Genomic DNA, 22409 nt, shown 5'->3' with positions numbered 1-22409 from the left:
TTTAGCCTTTTACTCCCTTCTTAGCAAGAATAAAAAGAAAGGAACTCCCAGTACCGCCATTACAATTCCTACCGGTATCTCCATGGGGCTTAAAACAGTTCTTGCAAAAGTATCGCTTAGCATTAGGAGTACAGAGCCAAATAAAGCAGTTGCAGGAAACATGTATCTATAATCGTTCCCAATAACTAACCTTATACTGTGAGGCACTATAAGCCCTACAAATCCTAAAAGTCCCACAACACTTACTGCACTTGCCGCAAGAAAAGCGGCTAAAGCCGTAAATCCAAATCTTGTTGCTTCAACATTTAAGCCAATACCCCGTGCAACATCGTCCCCCAATATCAAAATATTAAGTTTGTCCGCAAATATATTTGCTAAAACAAAACCAATTATAGTGTAAGGTAAAATAGTCCAAACTTCCGGCCAGCTTCTTGATGATAAACTTCCATTCATAAAATTCAATGCTCCATGGACCCGATCACTATAAAAGACCAATATTCCTGAAATCCCTGCGGCAAAAAGAGACGATACAGCTACTCCTGCTAATACTACCCTTATAGTTTTTATGCCGCCTTTCCAGGATAAAAGATATATTATGGAGGCAGCCAACATGGCTCCCATAAAAGCTGCAATAGTCACCATTTTTATATACTGGGGAAAAACGACCAATACAATAATTCCAAATAGTCCTGCTCCGCTGCTTATACCGATTATGCTGGGATCAGCTAAGGGATTCTTCATTACCCCTTGTAAAATAGCACCTGACAGAGCAAGATTTATTCCTACCAAAGCTGCCAATATCATTCTTGGAAGCCTGATATTCCAAATTACCATTCTCTCTGGACTTCCGTCATCCTTAGAAATAACTTCAAATATCCGCTTCACCTCTACCTCAAGAGTTCCTTTTGTAAGCCCTAATATAAAAGATATAAAGAAGAGCATCGCTAAGATAGCAATAACAGTTATTTTAAATCCCTTTTTGTCCCTGAGAGAAATATCATTTTCCATCCTGATGAGTCACCTCTCCATATATTTCCGGATATATACTCTTTGCCATATATTCTATTGCTTCACTATAATAAGGACCTGCATTATATAAGAAATACTGTTGGGGAAGATAAATAACTCGTCCCTCTTGAACGGCTTTTACTCCCTTCCATACGGGGTTACTCTTAAATTCCTCTTCCATAGTCTTTTTGGCCTCTTCGTCATCAGATATCATACTTGTAACCAGAACATAATCAGGATTCTTTTTCACTATGTATTCCACATCCAACGGAGTAGTTTCCGAGCCTATAGTATCGGGAGGCAAATCGGATGCAATATTGTCAAGTTTTAAAATTTTAGCTACATCTCCTGCTATACTATTGTCCAACTTAACAGCAATAGTTTTGGCTGTTATATATAATATGACCACGGATTTATTGTCTTTGGGCAGTTTAGATACTATTTCTTCTTTCTTATTCTTTAGAGCTTCTATCTTTGCTTCAGCTGATTTTTCATTTCCCAGTATCTTGCCGAAGGCATTATAAGTTGCTATTACATCATCATAGCTTCTTATATTAGTAGTAATCACCTTAAACCCAATATCCCTTAATTTATCCGCCTGTGTCCCTTGAGTGCCGGCCTGAGCTATAATTAAATCCGGTTTAAGGGATACTACGGATTCCATATCTATGGAATATACAGGCCCTATCTGTGGAAGATCGTTTATTTCCTTCTTATATTCGGATATCAATTTTAAATTATCTGTTATATTAGACGTACATATGGATTTTCCCCCCAAATCGTACCATATATTTAAGGGGGTGCCTGATAAAACAGCTACCTTTTCCGGTTTCTTTTCTAAGATAGTTTCTTTCTTGAGAAAATCCTTTATCTTTAACGGATAATTATTTCCCTCTACAGTTATGGGAAGGTCTTGAGTATTGCTCAACCCGCCTGTCTCAGTAGTTTTAGTATACCCCGAAACGCTAAATATCAACATAATCACAACTAATGGCAACAATATCCTTTTATAGAACTTCACCTTTTTCATCCTCTCTTTTTATAAAAAAATAAGAACTTCATTAAAGCAATAATCATGGCTAATGAAGTTCTTATAAGCTTATTAAATAATCTTTATTATATAAAATTCAATAAAGCAAAAATTCTTCTAAAATAATAATCAGCTTTCTCCATCCACCGTAGAGTTATTTCTGCTAATAAATAGGTAGGTTTTCTGACTTAAGATTCATCATCTTTTCTGTCTTCCCAGTTTCCCAGTGACATTTAGAAAAGACTCTTCCTTTACAGCGGCGGGACCGTGAGGGATTTTCACCCTGCTTCCCTAGCCCTATTCATTCTTATATTCAATTCTCATCTATTATATTAAATATAGTGATATCAATTGTCAAGACAAATTTTACTTTGCCATCAACGTCTGCGCCAAGCAGCTCTTACGCCAAACACCACTAATCCTATCATCAGCAGGATACCAATTAGCGCAGCGCCGGGTGCGTCATCGGTTTCCCCAATGTAAATGCCGGCAATGCCAATCAATATCCCGATGACAAAGAGACAGGCAGCGATACACCAGGCCTTGCGCCTAACTTTCTTCAAAAAGTCTACCTCTTTATCCGTCGTTGGCGGCAGCGGTATATTGACAGGAGATTTCATCTTTTCATAGTCCGAGCGGCAATCGTCACATTCCTTTAAATGCTGTTCGACCTCCATTTGTACACGCTTTGGGCGTATTCTTTGTATATTTCTTCAATGCGGGCACCCACTACCTCGCCTCCTTTTAATTGATTCTGCTTATATATCCCAAAAACGAATGTTTCGTTACAGAGGGAAAAAATATTTTGAACAAAAGCGGAGAGAAATATTTCTGCAGTCTTACCGTCCCCTTCATGTCTTAAAAATTCTCTGCATAGTAAGAACTTCTAACGAGAGGTGCCGATGCCACTCTCTTAAAACCCATGGATAACGCGATTTCTTTATATTCGTAAAATGTTTCAGGAGTAACATATTCCACTACCGGAATATGGGATTTGCTGGGCTGCAAATATTGCCCCAATGTCAGCATGTCACAATCAACTTCTCTTAATCTTCTAAATACATTTATTATCTGTTCTTTAGTTTCACCCAAGCCTAACATCATACCCGATTTAGTCCTCATATTTGGTTTTGTCTTCTTTACATAACCAAGTAATTCTATAGATCTATCGAATACCGCCATAGGTCTAATCTTATAATATAATTCCGGTACTGTTTCTACATTATGATTCAGTATGTTTGGTTCTGAATTTATGATAATATCTATTAATTCCTTATTTCCTTGCATATCAGGTATAAGCAGTTCAATTGTTACCTTTGGGGCAGTCTTTCTTATTTTCTCTACAACTCTTGCAAACTGATTAGCTCCTTGATCTTCCAAATCATCCCTAGTAACAGATGTAATAACGGCATGTTTTAAACCAAGCTTAGCTACAGCCTTAGCTACGTTTTCCGGTTCCATGGGGTTTATTTTTTCGGGCTTTTTCTTAGTTACATTGCAAAAGGTACAGTTTCTGGTACAATTTCTACCTAATATCATAAATGTGGCAGTTCCTCTTTCATAGCACTCCATCCTATTAGGACAATTGGCTTCATTGCATACGGTATTTAAAGAAAGTTCTGAAATCAAAGAGTTTACCTTACCTGATACATTTCCACCTTGTATTTTTACTTTAATCCATTCCGGTTTTTCTAAATGCATTTGTTATTCCTCCGTATTTAAATTTATATCCAGCAGTCCATTAATAAATTCATCTGTTGATAATCCAAGGATATAGTCATTAATATCTAAATTATCCTATTTCAGCCACATCTATTCTTCTGCAATCCTGCCGATAACCTCCGCTGCTTTTTTTGCACCCCCGGATAGTTTAAGGCTTTCTGATAATTTTACGGCATTTTCCTGATAAGAATCATATTCTAGAATCGTCTGCACCGCTTCTTTCATATCTTTGGGGTTATCATTTTTTAAATAAACTCCGGCACCTAAAGTCACAACTCTTTCAGCTACCATGCGTTGTTCTTGATGCTGGGGAAATAATACCATCGGTACGCCATAATATAAGCTTTCGTTAACGCTGTTCATTCCGCTATGTGTTATAAAAACATCTGTATTTTGTAATACTTTTATTTGTTCAACCTTGTTCTTTATTTCAAAATTCTCAGGTATTTCTCCCAACGATGAAATATCCGTGCTTTCGCCTACGGACATGATAACATCAAATTCGCCATCACCAAATGCCATCAAACATTTTTTATAAAATTCATTATTTTTATTGTTTACGGTCCCAAGGGAAATATAGATAAGTTTCTTATCACTATTTCGTGGTCCCGCCAATATATCGGAAACAGAAGGACCCACAAAAAAATATTTATTTGAAAATGTGTTCGCTAACGGTTGAAACTCCTTTGAAGTATACACAATAGTGTATGTTTCATTGTCATTTTGGATGAGAGAAATAAAATTATCAACAGCATATCCATAGTCATTCAATTGTTTAATTTTTTTCTTGATACGATGCATTCCTTTAATCATCCGTACCATTTCCATTAAATTTTGTTTCATCATCTTTGCGGTATATTGGTTAAAAGCAAAGGAAGTGGTAGAGCAAACATATTTTATATTCAGTTTAGCTGCAAATAATTTTCCCCAAAAACACAAAGAATCTGAAACAATACAATCAGGATGAAATTCATTTAGTTCTTTGCAAACTTTCTCGTCTAAGGCTATAGTAGTATCCACTGTCATTTCAATAAGCGCTGCAAAATCCTTTCCTATTTTTTTTTCATCTTCAGCCTTCAGTTCAGGTACATACTTATCACATTCAATATATTTAGCACCTGCTCCTTCTATCTTTTTACGGAACATACTAAAGGAATAGTACCATACTTCATGCCCTCTTTTTGTAAGTTCACGGACCACTTCTATTGTTGGATTGGTGTGTCCATAGGCTGGTATACAAAAAAATACAATTTTACTCATTTCTCTACCTCTTTAAATAATTATTTTAATCTTTCTTCTTATTCTTCACCTTTATAAACTTCTTCTATGAAATTTATTAATATATCCTTACAATCCGATGTTGCTCCATATAATGCCATCAACGAAATACGATTGTTTATTTCAGGCAGGACTTCTCGCCTTAAAACACCAATATAGGAGTCATTCCTAAAGAAAATACCGTAGTCATAAAACGCCCAGGCGGTGTACTCCATCCCGACACCACATCATTTGCAACTATGATACAAACAGTTAATAAGCCTAATGTTCCGATTAATGATAAAACCCCTCCAATAACAACTTTCTTCATCTTATACCGAACTCCTCTCCCATTAATATCAAACAATATAAGTTTATAACCTCATAATTAAAAGATAACTTTTTTCTCCGAATTATAAATTAAAAGTGCTAAAGTAATAAATGCTACTAATTTTTTATTAAAATCATTTATTACAAAATGTTACAAAGTTTGATATCATTGATTTAAATTCAATTATAACTTATTTACTTTTATATAATCAATATCCATCGAAAATAATTCCTCAATTACTTTTATTTATCTCAAAATATATCTTATAAAAAATTATAATTTTATCAACATTATTTCTAATGATATTTTCATCATAAACGCCGTTTTCACAAACCATTTTGTTAAACATTTTCTCAGCCCTCTTCCATCTATATGACTTTGGAAAACCATCCGCTAATTACCAATGAAATTAAATATATAAACTGATAATATATAAATATACATTATATTTCTTTATCTTGGCTTTAATTTCTTCTGAATTTTCGAAGAACATATTCGGTATCTCAGTAGTAAACTGCTGTAATTCTTTAGATATTCCACATTTTTTTGTTATCTCATCCATGTTTACAGATGAAGCAATAATATTTGTAACTATATTGTAATCTTTATATAACTTATTTGAAACCTTTTTTAAACCATAGACTAATATACTTAAGTTAGAGGTTATAATTAATATTATAGGAAGTAGAGGAGATTTCATATTGAACACTATACACAATCGTCGTTACATAACAGGATTAGATGGACTTCGCGCCTTTGCAATTTTATCTGTAGTTTTTTATCACTTCACCTTTAGTTGGGCTAAAGGTGGTTTTTTAGGAGTTGATATCTTTTTTGTCCTATCTGGTTATTTAGTAACCTCTAAAATTTTATTAACAGGAGAAAATTTTAAAGTAAAAACTTTTTGGAAAGATCGTCTTTGCAGAATATTACCATCTGCTTATTTAATGATTATAGTCACTGTCTTATGGGTAATACTTTTTAACCATAGACTTTTGACAAGCCTCTTAGGAGATGCAATGTCTTCTATTTCATATACAACTAATTGGTGGTTTATTTTTCACAAGATTTCTTACTTTGATAGCTTTGGCTCACCATCTCCCTTGAAACATATGTGGTTTTTGGCAGTACAGGAGCAATTCTATATTTTATGGCCATTTATACTTATAATAGGACTAAAAATCACTAAAAAAATCGGCAAGTTTTCACGTATAGTTTTTATTGGAGCTTTGCTTTCAGCAACTTTGATGGGTATACTTTATGATCCAACTGCCGACCCAAGCCGTGTATATTATGGCACAGATACTCGTGCTTTTGAATTATTAATAGGAAGCTTTTTAGCAACTGTTTTGGCAAACAAGAAACATTTCACTAAGGAAGTTTCTCCGAAACAAAAAAATGAGTTAAAACTCATAAGCATTATTTCTTTTTCTATCTTTATTTTTAGTGTCATATTTATAGATGAATATAATTCCTTTTTATACAGAGGCGGATTATTTCTGTTTAGTTTAAACACGGCTTTACTTATAGCATGTGTTTGTCATCCACAAGGAATTTTAGGTCCTATACTTTCGTGGAAACCTATGCGCTGGATTGGTACAAGATCCTATGAAATATACCTTTGGCATTATCCTATTATGGTCTTAAGTACCCTTATTTATGAAATAGGAAACCCATCATACTTACGTGTCTTTTTTCAACTAATTATTACATGTATTATTGCAGAATTCTCATATCGTTTTATAGAGCTGCCAATACGAAAATTTGGGTTTCGAGAATATTGCCATTACTTAATCTCAGCAAAAAAAACTACCACTATAATATCATTTTTAGTGATCATGTCCCTTGCTATTGGTATTACCAGTATGGCAAAAATAAAATCAAACTTAGAAAAGGCCGAAGCATATTCATCCGAAATAAATACAGCTCAAACTCCCGAAAAAAAAGCTTCTAATAAAAACCTCAATAAAAAGGATATAAAAGTATCTACTGAAAATGATGAAAAAACCTCATCAGCAGAAAATGGAACTTATAAGGATATATTAGCTATTGGAGATTCTATTATATTAGATATTGCTCCAAGCCTTAACGAAAAATATAATAACATTACAATCGACGGAAAAATTGGAAGGCAAATGTCGGAAGCAGCAACCTTAGCTGCTAAGTATACCACATTTAATGATTCTGATAAAGCGGTTATCATTGAATTAGGAACAAATGGCTATTTTACAAATAAACAAATTGATAAATTGCTTGATTCTTTCTCAAAATCACATATCTTTTTAATAAATATTCGTGTGCCACGTTCCTGGGAAAGCAAGGTCAACAAAATCTTAAAAGAAAAAGCTGAAGAACGGGAAAATGTGACATTAATTGACTGGTATTCTACGGCTTCTAAACATCCTGAGTACTTTGACCAAGATGGTGTACATTTAAATTCCAAAGGAGTTGAATCCTTAGAAAGCCTTATTATCGAGAACCTAAAAATATAATAATATTTTACAGTACCAGGTATATTTATTATATATATAGCTTTTACAGCAATTATCTTCCTTTAATTTATAATCCTCAGCTTTTCCTACTGTTTTGCCCTGTGTATCGATATTTTTGTAGATGGATTTATTGAATCCATCCGAAGCATTTCTTATTATCCTAATATACCTAAATCTTTTCGATATCGAATACTAACTTACCATCAATAAAAGTTTTCAAGACCTTAACATTCTTAATATTTTCAGGTTCAATTTCATATATATTTTCTGATAATACAACAAAATCGGCTAATTTCCCAATTTCTATTGAACCTTTAATATCTTCGCTGAAAGAAGAATATGCAGCATCAATAGTAAATCCATGAAGTGCTTCATCAACTGTCAATTTTTCTTCCGGAAACCATCCTCCATTTGGGAAGCCATTTAAATCCTTTCTGGTTACTGCCGAATATATACCAAGCATTGTATCAGGCAGCTCAACGGGACTATCCGAACCCAATGCCACTTTTATGCCTTCGTTCAATAATGTCTTCCAATTGTATGAATTAGTAATTCTGCTTGGCCCAAGCCTAGATTCAGCCATATGAATATCATAGTTTAAGAATATAGGTTGCACATTAGCAACAATGTTCAATTTCTTAAATTTTTTCAGCAGCCTGTCATTGGTAACCTGACAATGCACAATATTGCTTCTTAAATCTCTTTTCTTATATTCTTCCGGTAATTTTTCCAAAGCATCAATAACCATATTTATGGATTTATCTCCTATAGCATGGGAAGCAATTTGCAATCCGGATTCAGTTGCAGTTAAAATCAAATTATCCAGTTCATTTTGTGTGTATTGCGGTATCCCGAAAGTAGAATTGTCATCGCTGTACGGTTCCGATAAATAAGCCGTTCTGGTTCCTAAATTCCCATCAGTTAATATTTTTAGCTGTCCGATTTTAAAATGATCATCGCCAATCCCGGTCTTATATCCTTTAGAAGCAAATTCCTTAATATATTCTAAGGTTGGAAGCAGGCATTGTTCATAGACTCTGATTTTTAGTTCACCGTCTCTGTTCATTTCAGTATACGAATCAATAACATTCTGCCACTCTATTCCCGGTAGCATAAAATCATCAGTGCATAAAGAAGTAATACCTCTTGATAATACATAGTTTGATGCAAGCTTTATATATTCTTTAAACCTATCTTTAGATACCTTAGGCAGCTTAGAGTATACCAACTTCATTGCACTCTCTCTGCAAATACCTGTTGGAACACTATTCTGGTCTATATCAAAAATTCCATTATTTATCTCATGATTTTCCTTGTTGATCCCAATTTCATCCAAAACATTACTGTTTACGACACACATATGATAACATCCTCTGGTTAAACAAATATTATGTTCTTTTGAAATTTTATCTAAGTCATATCTGTTAGGAAGTCTTTTAACATTAAAATAGTCTTCATTCCATCCCTTTCCGATTACCCAGTCTCCTTTCGGAATTTTCTTTGAAGAAATATAATCCTTAACTTTATTAATTAATTCCTCTATTGATTTTGTCCCTACTAAATTACATTCATACAGATTTGAACCAAACATGGCTAAATGCATGTGGCTATCTATAAAACCCGGTAATATGGTTTTCCCATCTGCATCAATTACAAGGCTGCTTTTATTTATTAATTCTGAAATCTCTTTATTAGATCCTATATTCTTAAATATTCCATCTTCAATAAATAATGCTTCTGCTTTTGGATTTCTTTTATTCATTGTATAAATATTTCCGTTTAATATAATTAAATTCATATACACTCACCTTTTATTTTATATTTACTTAGAATAGCTTAATCTGATTGTCTTAGCTTTTAAAAATAGATTAAGCTATTCTAACATTTTAATTTTAGCATCTATTTTCTTAATCTTGAATAGTAGTTAAAAAGGTCCTATTTGTAATTTATATGCCAATATAACCATCACAATGTTTGTAAGAGTTATCAACAAAATCGGTTTCCATGCAAATTTAACCCAATCCTGATATCTAACTTTACACAGCCCAAGTGCAGCTAAAAGAGTACCGGATGTGGGCCAAATATATTGTGTAGCGCCCTCTGCGTACTGATATACAACGACTATAAGCTGCCTGCTCATATTTATTATCTGACCAATCGGTTTTAAAATTGGCATAATCAGCATGGCCTTTCCAGTGCCGGATGAAACTAAAAATTCAAAAGCCATAATTGCGAAGAATAGGATTATTAAAATCCCAATTTCTTCTTTTCCTTCAAGTGCCTGAACTAACGTATGGATAGCGGTATCTATGATTTTAGCATTATTCATTAATACTAAAATTGCATTTGAAAATGCCAAAACAAAGGCTGCAGGAAGAATATTTTTTGCACCTTCCATGTAAATTTCGCATGCTTTATTAGGATTGATTTTGAATATAATTACAATAACAAACGTTAGAATCACATATAAAGATGTTATTTCAGCAATCCCCCAACCTAATTTAAGAGGACCATACCCCTGTAATATCACTGCAATAAGCAATCCTATTAATGCAACAGACCTCTGCCAAGTTAAGGGTAATGATTCGGATTCTTTTTGTGTTGACAATTGATTAATATATTCATCAGCAATTACACTTTTTGTGGGGTCTTTTCTAATTCTTTTGCAATACCATAATAAGTATGAAACGGTTACTATATAAAATAATGTCGAAGCCATCAATCTAAACGAAAAACCTGAAAATATCGGTATTCCTAATATTTCCTGTGATATTCCCACAGTAAACATGTTTAATGCACCACCGCTAAAACCTATAGCCTCTCCCAAGATACCTGCTCCCACTGCAGATACTTTATCATATCCAGCTCTAATCATTATACCTGCGGCTATTGGATATAACGGAAGACATCCATCCTGCATTCCTATATTCCCTAAAATTGTAAAAATTAATAAAATTACAGCCGGAAGTAAACTAATATGATTAGAGAACGTATTAACTAATTTTCCTACACCAGCCTCAAATGCACCTGTTGTCTGGAGAAATTCCAACGTACCACAAACCATTATTATTTGAAAAAATATTGACGCTGCATTCATAGCACCGTTATAAATTGCTACCCCGAAACCTAATGGGGAAGTTGGTGTCGGTTTTTCAACTGTATGATAACTATCAGGGTCCACAATTGTATTTTCTGTCACAGGATCAACAGTTCTTACATATTCTCCACTTGGCACGATAAATGACATAATTATTACCAATAACATCATTGACATTAATATTATATATACATGTGGCATTTCAAATCTCTTTTTCTTTATTTTAGTATGTTCCATAATCTCCCTTCTTTCTTGTTTTTAGCTCTAATAAGTTTTATATACTTTTTGCTTAATTCCCTTTTGACGTATTAAATTGTTCCTAAATCCACTAATTACTTAAGCTCATCGTTTATGAACAGAGTAATTGTTTCAAATGCAATATAATAAATTATAATTTTTCTATAGCTTTCTTTATTCTTTTCATACCTTCTTCAATGTTTTCGTAAGAATTTGCATACGCTAGTCTGACAAAATGGCGGCCTTTCTCGCCTTTGAATGCATCTCCGGGAACTAAGGCAACCCCTGCTTCTCTTATAATATAATCACAAAATTCATCTGAACTCATATTTAATTTATCAATACATAAAAAAAAGTAGAATGCTCCTTCAGGCTTGATGTAATCTATTCCATGTATCTGATCTAAATATCTTATAACTAAATCCCGTCTTCTCTTAAATTCTTTAACCATCATTTCAGTCCAAGATTTACCACTCTCATATGCCGCAACAGCGCCATATTGGGCAAAGGTGCTTGGTTGCGTAGTCATGTTCTGGTGAGTCTTGCATAAATACCTTGTTATCTCAGGCCGAGCAATCGTATAACCAACTCTCCAACCGGTCATTGAAAATGCTTTTGAAGTAGTATTTACTATTATAGTTCTTTCTCTCATTCCGGGTATAGTAGCTATGCTTGTCCACTTCTGATCAAAATAGAATTCACTATAAGCATCATCAGATACAACGAATAAGTCATTCTCAATAGCAATTTGAGCTATTTTCTCCAAGTCTTCTCTTGACAATATAGCACCGGTAGGATTATTTGGACTATTAATTAATATCATTTTTGTTTTATTTGTTACTTTTCTTTTCAATTCATTAATATCTAGTGAATAGTTATCTGAAAACTTAAGAGGCACCTCTACAGGTATAACCCCTGCTAAAAAAGCTTCATCAAAGTATGCTGGAAAGCACGGCGTCAAAAATATGATTTCATCTCCAACATCAAGTAATGATATCATAGAATTTATTAATCCTTCTACTGCTCCAACTCCTACAACTATTTCATTATAAGGATTTACTTCAATTCCGATTGTTCTTTTAATATTGTCTGCGATTGCAGCTCTAAGCTCTTCAACTCCTGAAATATCGCTATAATGCATTTGGCCAGCCTTAATTGATTTAATTAAAGCTTGTATTGCAACTTCTGGAGAACCAAAATCAGGCCTTCCAATTTCCAAGTGGATTATCTTTCTACCTTCTTTCTCCATTTTATCGGCTTTGCTTAAAATTTCTCGTATTCCTCCAGTAAATGGAATATTACTCATTCTTTTGGTTGGTAATTTCATCACATGACCTCCTTCATATTTAAAAATGGTTTATTTGATGAAGTGGTTTTTCTGACATAATGATTCTCCTCGCTTCTTCTGCTGCCTTTATTCTTAATTCTTTAAAGGAATCTAAAGAATAGAATCCAATATGTGGAGTAATAAATAGGTTATCTAACTCTAAAAGCTGATTATCTACTTCTGGGGGTTCTATCTCTGTTACATCTAATGCAGCCCCTGCAATCTTTCTATTCTTTAAAGCCTTATACAATGCTATTTCATCAATCAGTTGTCCTCTGGCAGTATTTACTAAATATGCAGATTCCTTCATAGAAGACAATAATTCATCATTAACAAAGTGATAAGTTTCTTTAGTATTTGGCATATGCAAAGAGATAACATCGGATAATTTAAATAATTTATCCATGGAAACAAGTTCTACACCATATTCCTTTGCTATATCAGATGAAACATATGGGTCAGAAGAAATAATATTTCTGAATAAACTCTTGGTTTTCTTAGCAAGAGCTCTTGAAATACCGCCAAATCCTGCTAAGCCCAGAGTCATATTTTGCAATCCCCTTGACAGAGGCAATACTTTCGGACTATCTATATGCCAAATACCATTTTTCACATCTGAGATATAATTCGGAATTCTTTTTACCAAACTGAGAATTAATCCAAGAGCTAAATCCGAGACCTCAGAAGAACAATAATCAGGTACATTACATACAATAATTTTGTTTTCTGTTGCCGATTTTATATCTATGTTATCAGCCCCAACGCCACGTCTGATAATTGCTTTACAATTGCTCAATCTGTTTATTGTATCTCGCTTAATTTCAGGATTAGCTAAGATTAGGACACTAATTTCCTTAAATCTTTTTTCTATTTCTTCTTCTGAATTGAAAAACTCAACAACCGTATCAGTTCCTTTTAAAATTTCCTTCTCTATATCTATTTCATCTTGTTTCATATAACTGAAAATTGCAATTAATGATTTCATGACATGCCTCCTTTTTTAATTATTAAGCTGTTTCTCCGCCATCTAATGGAATATGCTGTCCAGTAATATATTGAGCTTCATCAGATGCCAAAAATACATATAATCCAGCTACCTCCTCAGGCTTTGCGTGCCTTTTCATAGGTATGCCCTCATTTACTTTTTGTAACATTTCTTCTGTATATTCTGCTCTTTGCATTGGAGTCAATACATATCCCGGACAAACAGAATTTACTCGAATATAAGGAGCGTATTCCAAGGCCAAAGTTCTTCCAAGCAATATAACACCGGCTTTGGAAGCATTATAATCTGCATAGAAAGGATGTCCTTCCATTCCATTCGTTGAAGCTGTGAAAAGTATTACTCCTGATTTTTGATCCGCCATTCTCTTCAATGCTTCCTTTGCACATAAGTACATCCCGCCCAAGTTTATATCCAACACTCTTTTCCATTGTTCATAAGTTGTATCTTTAAATAAATTTCTTATGCTAATTCCCGCATTGGAAACAAGAACATCAATACCTCCTATAAGTTCATCAGATCCTAAAAAACCATTTCTTACACTTTCTTCATTTGAAACATCTACCTCTTCCCCTCCGATTAGTTCCGGGTTACTTAAAAGAACTTCTTTTAAAGCAATTTTGTTTACATCAAAAATTACAACTTTTGCTCCCTCTTGCGCAAACCGTTTAGCGGTAGCAAAACCTATACCGCTTGCCCCTCCTGTTACAATTACTCTTTTGCCTTTTAAATCTTCGTATTTAGCCATACTCATCCTCCTGTTCATTAAATAAATAATATTATGCAAAATATTTTGAAATTTTAGAGCAAAGTCTTACCATCCTCACCTCCTGAAACTTTATATATAAGATCATTCCCATAACCAACTTTAATCCTGTAATAGCCCTCTAAGTATTTATCGACTGCAGGGTCACCTGTATATACAAAAAGCGGATTTCCTCTTAACTCGATAATCTTGCTATTTGATGATATAATTATTATATTTTCTTTTTTAATTCTAGATATTACTCGAGAGCTGATCTGCTGATTGCCCCTCCCCAGCAGATATCCCTGACCGCCTGTTGGCGCAATAACCAGTTTACAAACACGTTCTAAATCAATGTCTAAAATATCGCTTTCATTGCAATCCAGTTTCACTATTTTTCTATCTCTAATTATATCTACTCCGAGAAGGCTGTTGGGTAAGTTCAATTCCTCCATTATTGCTCTCGTTGTAGTCCCCGGTCCTATAACATAATAAACACCTTCCAGCATATTATCTATAATATCAAGGGCAATCGCTTTCTGGCTTTCTTCATCTCCTAAAGGAGTCGGAGATTTTTTATTCTGCAGCAGTCTCTTTTTATACGGAACCTTCAAATATCCGAACAGACGCGTTACCACCCTATTATTTCTGAATTCTTTTTCGTCAATATCAATGACCTCTTCATCTTTCAAGCATAAATTACCGTTTTTTAAATACATAAGAGCCAAATCACCCGCTAATTCCGGAGTGTTGGCATAAACAGGAGAATGGATTTTCACCCCTGTGGGAATTCCTAAAGCAGGAATTCTAATTTCCACGGCCTTATAAATATCTCTTGCAGTACCGTCACCACCTGCGAAGAGTATCAATTCAACGCCTAATTTCTCAAAAATCCTTGCGGCATTTATAGTATCACGGTAATTTGTAAAATTTCCGGTCTTGTACACAATCTTATAGTTAAATCCCAAAGATTTACATTGAATTTCTCCCATATCATTTGATGAAGTCAGTATCAGTAAATCATCTTTCAACGGAATTAACTTTTCTAATGCTTTCAAGGCTTTGCATGGAGCCTCCCTAACAGCTCCAAGTTTAACAGCCTTATTTAAAGTAATCGCTCCGTCTGTTCCTTTCAGCCCTACCTTTCCACCCATACCGGATATCGGATTTATAATTAAGCCAATAGTTTTCATATTACATACCTGGCTAATCAGTCTTAGTTTTTCTTAGATATACTCTCCACGTCGGACACCACTCATCAGGATCATCGAGGCTCGATTCATCAACCTGATGAATTGTACTATTGTTTGGAGCACTATGAATTATCTCGGGATTATTATAGGCTTCATCCAATATGTGATGTATTGTCTCTATATACTCGTCCAAATCTTCCTTAGACGGAGATTCTGTTGGTTCCAGTGTTATAGGTTCGGGAATATAAAAGGGATGATGGCTTGACCAAATATGCGTTCCGAAGTCCATTACTCTTCTTGTAATATCTTCAATACCTATTCCGGTATCCTTAGTTATCTGTTCCATTGAATATCTGGCTTGCTCGATTCTTTGAATATTTACATCATATGGAACTGTAAGGCCTTTATACTTCAATAACTTTTTAATTAAATAAACATTATTCAAAACTGCAATCTTTGCAACCTCATACAATCCTTCAGCGCCCATGCTCATAATCCAAGAATATGCTTTTAACACTACCTGGGGTGTTCCAATAAAAGACTTAACTTTTCCAATGCTGTTTTTAATATTATAGTTTAAATAATATTTCTTCCCGTCAAAATCAACCAACGGTTTCGGCAAAAGATCTTTCAATTCCTTAATGACTCCGACAGCACCTGAACCGGGCCCTCCGCAGCCATGAGGAGTTCCAAAAGATTTGTGAAGGTTAAAATAACACATTTGAAAACCTGCTTCTTTAGCTCTCGCCACTCCAAACAAACCATTTGCATTAGCTTGATCATAGCAATTCAGACCACCGGCTTTAGTAACTAAATCAGTAAATTCCTTTATCCTTGGGTTAAATATTCCGGTATCTTCCGGATTGGCTGCGACAAATGCAGCCGTTCTATTGTTCACCGCAGCCTTAAATGCCTCATAATCAGGATGACCCTTCTCATCCGTCATAATCTTAATAATCTTATAACCTTTTAACGCAGGAGCCGCCGCGTCTGACGGATGAGAATATATAGTCGTTATGATTTCATCCCTTTGCTCCTCTTCACCGCGTAACCTATGATACATCCTGACTATTGAGGCCATAGTCATAGTAGCTTGAGAACCTCCTCCCGGCTGAAAACTGAAATAATCCATACCGGAAATCTCTCTCATCATTAAATCGGTTTTATACATGATTTCCAATATCCCCTGGACAGTACTCTCATCCTGTAGGGGGTGCAATTCAGTCATCTTTTCGGAATCGGCAATTTTGTTATTTATTGTCGGATTATATTTAACAGTACATGTGCCTTGTCCGATTTCAATATTTATATCACCTCCCAAAGTTTCCTGTGAAAGCCTCAAATAATGCATGAGAACTCTCTTTTGATTTATCTCAGGCAAATTAGGCAGTTTCTTTCTTCTCACAGATTGGGGAAGTTTAGATATCCCATCTCCTACCTGTCTTTCAATGGCTTCCTCGGTTTGAGGAACTATTATCCCCCTTTCGCCTTTATGCCCTAGCTCATTTATAATTGGTTCATTCCACCTGGCCTGATGGAAATCTCTGATTTTAGAATTTCTAATAATTCGCTTCATCATATCATCCCTTTCTGCTGTCTATCCTCTGACTATTTTTTTTATTTCATTGACTAAGGTATCAATATCCTCTTTTAAATGAACCTCTGTTACGCAATATAGCGCCGCTTGTCCTAATTCAGGGAATTCTTCAGAAAGATCTTTTCCACCGAATATGCCTTTTGCTAATAATTTTTCATTTATTTCTTTAACGGTCTTATTCGTATCATTGAAATCAACTACAAATTCCTTAAAGCTTACATTACTGAATTTAGAACCTTTTACACCTTCTATCTTAGTTAATTCTTCTATGGCATATTGAGATTTCTGCATAATATTTTTCCCTAAATCAAACATTCCATGGGGACCCATTAATGAAAGATAAACCCCTGCAGTAATACCGTATAATGCTGTTTGAGTACCTACATACTCCTTTCCTTTTTCTCTTAAATTTCCAAAGGAAGTCCTTTCATATGCTATATCCCCAAATCCGTATTCTCCTTCTTTTATAGTTGGCGCGATGCCAAATAATCTGGAAGGAAACTCAAGTACAAATTTCTTTTCATCTCTTGTAGCAATAAATCCAGATTGCCCTCCCCCATAATTCATATGCATTCCTAAAGGCTGTAAATCTCCACAAATTATATCTGCTCCATATGCTGACGGAGTCTCCATTACACCTAAGCTGCTTGGATCAACTCCTACAACTGAAAGTGCTCCGGCATCGCGGGCAACCTTGGAAATTTCATTTCCTTGTTCTTCAATGAACCCTAAATATGAAGGATTTTCAAAGTAAACTGCGGCAGTTTCATCAGATATCTTATTTTTTAAATCATTCATATTAATCATTCCGGTTTTTGTATCATAGTCAACTAAAATAATATTTACTCCGGGATCACAATAATTCTTAATTATATCCAGCTTATCCCTGCTAATAGTTCGGACTACTAAAGCATCTTCCCTGGAAGTTATTCTTGATGACATTCTCAACGCAGTTGCCGCAGCCTGCGCCCAGTCAAAAGTAGGAACATTCACCACATCCATATCTACAAGCTCGGCAACCAATGACTCATATTCAAACAAGGCTTGAAACCTTCCATGGTCATTATAAGGTTCTCCGGCATATCCCGAAAGGAATTCTGCTCTATTAGCTATCTCATCGCAAATAGCCGGAACATAATGCTGCCAGCAGCCTGCCCCTAAAAAATTTATATATTCATTGGAAGATATATTTTTTCGTAACAGTTTCTCAACTTCTCTTTTCAATTCATATTCTGAAGTATATGGTTCAGGTAAGTTTAATTTTCTTTTAAACCTTAATTCTTCAGGAATCTCACTATGTAAATCCTCTAAATTTTTTAAACCTATTTCCCTTAACATCTTCTTTTGTACATCCTCATCTGAGTTAGGAATATACGGATGATTTCTAAATCCATGATTTGTCATACTTGGTACCTCCTATTAAAATTTATGCAATTCCTTCACTTTCAACAACAAGTGCGGCGCCTGCTATTCATAATGCTAAATCATTATATAAGCAATTTTTACACTTCCTCCCTTCACAGTACAATGTGTATCAGCTTTATCACCACTTTTTAGTTCCCCGGGCTTCCAGTCCGATTCCTGAAACATATTCAGATATAACTGTCATTTTACCTGTCAAAGATAATTTATCTTTGACTATAATATTACGTCGCATTTTTTATACCAATATTTTAGTTTATACTTTTTTTATTAAAAATTTTTATATGCTATATTCCAATGTTTTTTGAAAATTTTTAATTTTCTTTTCCGGTAATGTGATAAAATAATCATATATAATTGCCATTTAAGTCAAATTAATTGTCATATTTGTCAAATAGGAGGGATATCATGATTTTAAAAGACATCAGGCCGAGCCTGGATAATATCGTTTCAACAATGTCAAATCTAACAAATTTAGAATATGCAATTTTTGATGCCGATTCACATTTAATTACGAGTACAAGGACCTATCTTAAAAGGAAAGGCCGAACTGTTCATTCGGCTTCTATTGAAGAGGTTTTGACTCAAGGCAACATTGTAGTTAATAAGCCCGGCCATATGAAATCATGTATTGGATGCAGATTTGTGAATAATTGTCCTTCTACTATTGAAATATTATCTTGTATAAAAATAAATAGCATTCCAATAGGTGTAGTCAGTATGACTTCTTTTTCTCAAGAAAGACATGTCACGATAGAAAAGAACATCAGTAATTATGTGGAAATTATAGACTACATTTCTAATTTAATATCTATGTTCGCTTCAAATGAATCTTCAAAAAAAGATTCTCAAATATTACATAATGCCATAGATGAATTAATTACAAATGAATATGAATATTTTTTGCTAATAGACGCAAATGGGATGTTGATTTATTGTAATAAAGGAACTAATGAACTGCTTCCATATTGTGATCTATTTGCTCAATCTATATATCAAATATTACCAAAAGATGTTTCGGATTGGATTTTATCCGTTAAAAAGCCTATAAAAAGATATTTTAGTCTCAACACATTTAACGGATTAATATACGTATCACCATTAACATCTTATGATGAGGTAATCGGCTACTCTTTAAAATTCGAAAAAGATAAGGTATTATCTGTATCTACAAATTTTAATTATCTTGAAAAAATAATATCAAATGATAATATTATTAATGAAATTAAAAGAAAGATTATAAAATTGTCTACCTCATCATCATCGGTCCTTATAACCGGAAAAACCGGCACCGGTAAAGAAATGATTGCCGAGGCCATCCATTATACAAGCAATCGGAAAGATAATCCATTTATACCAATAAATTGTGCAAATATCCCAGATTCTTTATTCGAATCAGAGTTATTTGGATATGAGGAAGGAGCTTTTACGGGAGCTAAAAAAGGCGGTAAACAGGGAATATTTGAACTGGCCAATAGCGGAACAATATTTCTTGACGAAATCGGAGAATTGCCCCTATATCTGCAGGCAAAACTACTTAGAGTCCTTCAAAACCATACAATACAAAGACTTGGAAGTATAACACCTATACCTATTGACATCAGAGTTATTGCTGCAACTAACAGAGATTTAGAAGAAATGATTGAAGAAAATAAATTTCGTGAAGACCTATTTTATCGCTTAAACGTGATTCAAATACACTTACCTCCTCTAATCAAAAGAATAGGTGATATAGAGTTATTATCAAATCATTTTATAAATGTATATAATAAGAGACTTAATAAAAAAATTAGCTCTTTATCGGATGAGGCTTTAGAAACATTAAAATCATATAGCTGGCCGGGAAACATTAGAGAACTGGAAAATTGTATTGAATATGCCTTAAATATGGAGGAAACAAAAATAATACAGGTTAGTAGTCTGCCTACTAGAATTACACACTATGTTAATTCTAACTCAAATATAAAAGATAGGGTTTCAGAAACCGAGTATCAATTAATAATAAATGCCTTAGATAAGAATGGATGGGATGTCAAAGGGAAAGAAAAAGCTGCAAAGGAGCTTGGTTTAAGTCTAAGAACTCTTTATAGAAAATTAAAAATGTAGTTACGCATTATTTATATACAAAAAAATCTCCTGTAAATATTAGCAACAGGAAAGAGAATTTGTTTTCACAAAAACACAGATTATTTTATACTACTCCTAAATATAATAAAATTTTATGCACTTAACTAAATAAAGTTTAGTTATTATCTGATATTATAGCAAATATCTGATGATCTTGCCATTGGCCATTAATTTTTACACCTTTTTGTTCTATACCTTCTCTATGAAAACCTGCCTTTTCTAATACTCGCATTGAACCTATATTGCTTAACATTACGCCTGCCTCAACACGATGTAGGTGTAATTCATTAAACGCAAATTCTACTACCAAAGAGACCGCTTCCGTGGTATATCCATTACCATTATATTGTTTATCCAATGAATAACCAATCAAACATTTCTGGAGTGAACCTCGAAATATATGAAAAATGGATATATCACCTACCAATTTTCCGTTATCTTTTAAGCATATACCAAAAGAATAGGCTTTATCTTCTTCTCTCTGCTTTACTGAATCACTGATATATTTACGTGTTGAATCAATTGTGTAAAAGTCATCGTCAAAAGTTGGCGAATACTTCTGAAAAAACTCACTGTTCCTTAAATGTAAATCAAGTAAAGCTTCTGCATCTGTATCTTCAAAAAAGCGAATAAAAATTTTATCACCCGTCAGGCTCATATTAATTTTACCTCCTATATATAAATACAATATAAATTTTTGTTACATAATAAATTATAATTTTGAATCAAATTAATGTAATCATAGCATATCCTGTACATAATAACAATTACCATCTTAATAAAGCTCTACTTCCTCATTTCACTACCAGTATTCAGACTAAGATACTCTTCCAATCCATCTATTATTGAATCCACTATCTTATTTTGATAATCCTCTGTTAGCAAAAGTTTTTCTTCGTTTTTATTAGATAAAAATCCACACTCAATTATTATTGCCGGCATTTTTGTCTGATTCAGTACAATTAAATTTTTTCTTTCTATTATTCCCTTATCCTTAGCTCCGGTTCCATTAACCATTGAATTCATCATAATTTGTGCCAATTCATTATTGTTTAAATCCCCAATTGTACTTTCTCTATTTGGATAATAAAGTACCTGAACCCCATCTACAGAACTATTATTTTCCATAGAATTGCAATGAATACTAATAAATACCCTAGCCCTCTTTTTATTTGCTGTCTTCGCTCTTAACAGATTGTCCACATATTCATCACTATCTCTGGTTAAAATAACTTTATAGCCATTTGACTTTAATTTTTTCTTTAGCTTTTTAGAAATCTCTAAATTGACTTCTTTTTCATAATTACCGCTAAACCCGATAGTTCCCGGATCTTTACCTCCATGCCCGGGATCAACTACTATTACTCTCTTCGAAGATTTAAAATTTCTATCTATAAAGGGAATGCCCTTTATAATAATCAATATAACTAAACCCAGTAAAATGGTCAAAAATACTACTCTCTTTTTCCTAAACAACATTCGTCCCCCCACCTATGAACACTGCATAAACTACTTTTATATAATTTTTTTCTTATACTATTACATATATTTGAAATAAAAATATATATTATTAAAATATAAACTAAAATAAATAGATAGTTTAAATCTAATAATATATCTATTGGTTTAAATATCTCAGACAGTTAGATATTATATAGATTACAGATAATATTAATACTATCCTGAATTTCTTATATACTGCGATAATAAGGGAACTAAAGACATGATAATTCCGGTACTGCTTATAACTCTTGCTTGTCTTGGCACACAATCATCCCCATACAAATATATCATAAACATATCACATTCCTTAAAACTTAT

The 22409-nt window shown here is 33.7% G+C and carries 18 protein-coding genes and 1 riboswitch; of the genes, 2 read left to right on the top strand and 16 right to left on the bottom strand.

The genetic code is table 11. The features are described 5' to 3' along the window. Window positions 1–9: 9 nt before the first annotated feature. The 6 genes from PP176A_RS08510 to PP176A_RS16230 all read right to left on the bottom strand — a co-directional run bounded on the left by PP176A_RS08510 (window position 10) and on the right by PP176A_RS16230 (window position 5348). Window positions 10–1008 carry a FecCD family ABC transporter permease gene (locus tag PP176A_RS08510; RefSeq protein ID WP_071140051.1) on the bottom strand — a complete coding sequence of 333 codons (999 nt, stop codon included), beginning with the start codon at window positions 1006–1008 and terminating at the stop codon, window positions 10–12. After that, a complete protein-coding gene (locus PP176A_RS08505) occupies window positions 998–2029 on the bottom strand; it encodes an ABC transporter substrate-binding protein (protein ID WP_200796102.1) in 1032 nt (343 codons plus the stop codon). The genes PP176A_RS08510 and PP176A_RS08505 overlap by 11 nt, the downstream gene beginning before the upstream one ends. Window positions 2030–2194: 165 nt before the next feature. Beyond that, window positions 2195–2354: riboswitch (cobalamin riboswitch) on the bottom strand. Between the two features lie 61 nt (window positions 2355–2415). Continuing rightward, entirely contained in the window at window positions 2416–2715 is a 300-nt protein-coding gene (locus tag PP176A_RS16055) for a hypothetical protein (protein ID WP_143037670.1), read from the bottom strand. A gap of 181 nt (window positions 2716–2896) precedes the next feature. Continuing rightward, window positions 2897–3739, bottom strand: coding sequence for a lipoyl synthase (gene lipA / locus PP176A_RS08495; protein WP_071140049.1), 843 nt, complete (start codon window positions 3737–3739; stop codon window positions 2897–2899). 111 nt (window positions 3740–3850) lie between these two features. Further along, window positions 3851–5020, bottom strand: coding sequence for a macrolide family glycosyltransferase (locus PP176A_RS08490; protein WP_071140048.1), 1170 nt, complete (start codon window positions 5018–5020; stop codon window positions 3851–3853). A gap of 160 nt (window positions 5021–5180) precedes the next feature. After that, on the bottom strand, window positions 5181–5348 hold the full coding sequence (locus tag PP176A_RS16230) for a hypothetical protein (protein WP_159429053.1): 168 nt from the start codon (window positions 5346–5348) through the stop codon (window positions 5181–5183). A gap of 701 nt (window positions 5349–6049) precedes the next feature. Between PP176A_RS16230 and PP176A_RS08480 the strand changes: the two genes are divergently transcribed. Then, complete coding sequence (locus PP176A_RS08480; RefSeq protein ID WP_234958886.1) at window positions 6050–7840, top strand: acyltransferase family protein; 1791 nt, start codon at window positions 6050–6052, stop codon at window positions 7838–7840. A gap of 169 nt (window positions 7841–8009) precedes the next feature. Here the strand turns inward: PP176A_RS08480 and PP176A_RS08475 are convergent, their stop codons facing one another. From PP176A_RS08475 to gcvPA, 8 genes are all read right to left on the bottom strand, one after another. After that, window positions 8010–9638, bottom strand: coding sequence for an amidohydrolase (locus tag PP176A_RS08475; RefSeq protein ID WP_071140045.1), 1629 nt, complete (start codon window positions 9636–9638; stop codon window positions 8010–8012). Window positions 9639–9764: 126 nt separating this feature from the next. Beyond that, a complete protein-coding gene (locus PP176A_RS08470; protein ID WP_071140044.1) occupies window positions 9765–11174 on the bottom strand; it encodes a YfcC family protein in 1410 nt (469 codons plus the stop codon). Between the two features lie 151 nt (window positions 11175–11325). Beyond that, window positions 11326–12501 carry a pyridoxal phosphate-dependent aminotransferase gene (locus tag PP176A_RS08465; RefSeq protein WP_071140043.1) on the bottom strand — a complete coding sequence of 392 codons (1176 nt, stop codon included), beginning with the start codon at window positions 12499–12501 and terminating at the stop codon, window positions 11326–11328. A gap of 19 nt (window positions 12502–12520) precedes the next feature. Beyond that, window positions 12521–13486 carry a C-terminal binding protein gene (locus tag PP176A_RS08460; RefSeq protein ID WP_071140042.1) on the bottom strand — a complete coding sequence of 322 codons (966 nt, stop codon included), beginning with the start codon at window positions 13484–13486 and terminating at the stop codon, window positions 12521–12523. 22 nt (window positions 13487–13508) lie between these two features. Continuing rightward, window positions 13509–14252 (bottom strand): SDR family NAD(P)-dependent oxidoreductase, encoded by a 744-nt coding sequence (locus PP176A_RS08455; RefSeq protein ID WP_071140041.1) that lies wholly within the window; start codon window positions 14250–14252, stop codon window positions 13509–13511. A 53-nt stretch (window positions 14253–14305) separates the two neighbouring features. Further along, window positions 14306–15442 (bottom strand): ATP-NAD kinase family protein, encoded by a 1137-nt coding sequence (locus PP176A_RS08450; protein WP_071140040.1) that lies wholly within the window; start codon window positions 15440–15442, stop codon window positions 14306–14308. A gap of 13 nt (window positions 15443–15455) precedes the next feature. Further along, entirely contained in the window at window positions 15456–17018 is a 1563-nt protein-coding gene (gene gcvPB, locus PP176A_RS08445) for an aminomethyl-transferring glycine dehydrogenase subunit GcvPB (protein WP_200796101.1), read from the bottom strand. Window positions 17019–17039: 21 nt separating this feature from the next. Beyond that, window positions 17040–18443, bottom strand: a complete 1404-nt coding sequence (gcvPA, locus tag PP176A_RS08440) for an aminomethyl-transferring glycine dehydrogenase subunit GcvPA (RefSeq protein ID WP_071140038.1) — start codon at window positions 18441–18443, stop codon at window positions 17040–17042. 426 nt (window positions 18444–18869) lie between these two features. On the opposite strand from gcvPA, the gene PP176A_RS08435 reads away from it, so the two are divergent. Beyond that, window positions 18870–20567 (top strand): sigma-54 interaction domain-containing protein, encoded by a 1698-nt coding sequence (locus PP176A_RS08435; RefSeq protein WP_071140037.1) that lies wholly within the window; start codon window positions 18870–18872, stop codon window positions 20565–20567. A 136-nt stretch (window positions 20568–20703) separates the two neighbouring features. Here PP176A_RS08435 and PP176A_RS08430 read toward each other — a convergent pair whose 3' ends face one another. Both PP176A_RS08430 and PP176A_RS08425 read right to left on the bottom strand, forming a co-directional pair. Beyond that, window positions 20704–21246: a GNAT family N-acetyltransferase gene (locus PP176A_RS08430; protein WP_071140036.1), complete on the bottom strand. Its 543-nt coding sequence runs from the start codon at window positions 21244–21246 to the stop codon at window positions 20704–20706. 128 nt (window positions 21247–21374) lie between these two features. Then, the gene (locus PP176A_RS08425; RefSeq protein ID WP_159429052.1) at window positions 21375–22064 is read right to left on the bottom strand and encodes an N-acetylmuramoyl-L-alanine amidase family protein; all 690 of its coding nucleotides are present in this window, start codon (window positions 22062–22064) and stop codon (window positions 21375–21377) included. Window positions 22065–22409: the final 345 nt, after the last annotated feature.

This window comes from Sporanaerobacter sp. PP17-6a (assembly GCF_900095615.1).
GTDB lineage: Bacteria > Bacillota > Clostridia > Tissierellales > Acidilutibacteraceae > Acidilutibacter > Acidilutibacter cellobiosedens.
Note: the sequence above shows the minus strand (reverse complement) of the source record. Positions and strands in the feature narration are given on the sequence as shown.

Coding starts and splice junctions, on each gene's coding strand:
- PP176A_RS08510 (WP_071140051.1), bottom strand. CDS start 1,008: ATGGAAAATGATATTTCTCTCAGGGACAAAAAGGGATTTAAAATAACT.
- PP176A_RS16055 (WP_143037670.1), bottom strand. CDS start 2,715: ATGGAGGTCGAACAGCATTTAAAGGAATGTGACGATTGCCGCTCGGAC.
- lipA (WP_071140049.1), bottom strand. CDS start 3,739: ATGCATTTAGAAAAACCGGAATGGATTAAAGTAAAAATACAAGGTGGA.
- PP176A_RS08490 (WP_071140048.1), bottom strand. CDS start 5,020: ATGAGTAAAATTGTATTTTTTTGTATACCAGCCTATGGACACACCAAT.
- PP176A_RS16230 (WP_159429053.1), bottom strand. CDS start 5,348: ATGAAGAAAGTTGTTATTGGAGGGGTTTTATCATTAATCGGAACATTA.
- PP176A_RS08475 (WP_071140045.1), bottom strand. CDS start 9,638: ATGAATTTAATTATATTAAACGGAAATATTTATACAATGAATAAAAGA.
- PP176A_RS08470 (WP_071140044.1), bottom strand. CDS start 11,174: ATGGAACATACTAAAATAAAGAAAAAGAGATTTGAAATGCCACATGTA.
- PP176A_RS08465 (WP_071140043.1), bottom strand. CDS start 12,501: ATGAAATTACCAACCAAAAGAATGAGTAATATTCCATTTACTGGAGGA.
- PP176A_RS08460 (WP_071140042.1), bottom strand. CDS start 13,486: ATGAAATCATTAATTGCAATTTTCAGTTATATGAAACAAGATGAAATA.
- PP176A_RS08455 (WP_071140041.1), bottom strand. CDS start 14,252: ATGGCTAAATACGAAGATTTAAAAGGCAAAAGAGTAATTGTAACAGGA.
- PP176A_RS08450 (WP_071140040.1), bottom strand. CDS start 15,442: ATGAAAACTATTGGCTTAATTATAAATCCGATATCCGGTATGGGTGGA.
- gcvPB (WP_200796101.1), bottom strand. CDS start 17,018: ATGAAGCGAATTATTAGAAATTCTAAAATCAGAGATTTCCATCAGGCC.
- gcvPA (WP_071140038.1), bottom strand. CDS start 18,443: ATGACAAATCATGGATTTAGAAATCATCCGTATATTCCTAACTCAGAT.
- PP176A_RS08435 (WP_071140037.1), top strand. CDS start 18,870: ATGATTTTAAAAGACATCAGGCCGAGCCTGGATAATATCGTTTCAACA.
- PP176A_RS08430 (WP_071140036.1), bottom strand. CDS start 21,246: ATGAGCCTGACGGGTGATAAAATTTTTATTCGCTTTTTTGAAGATACA.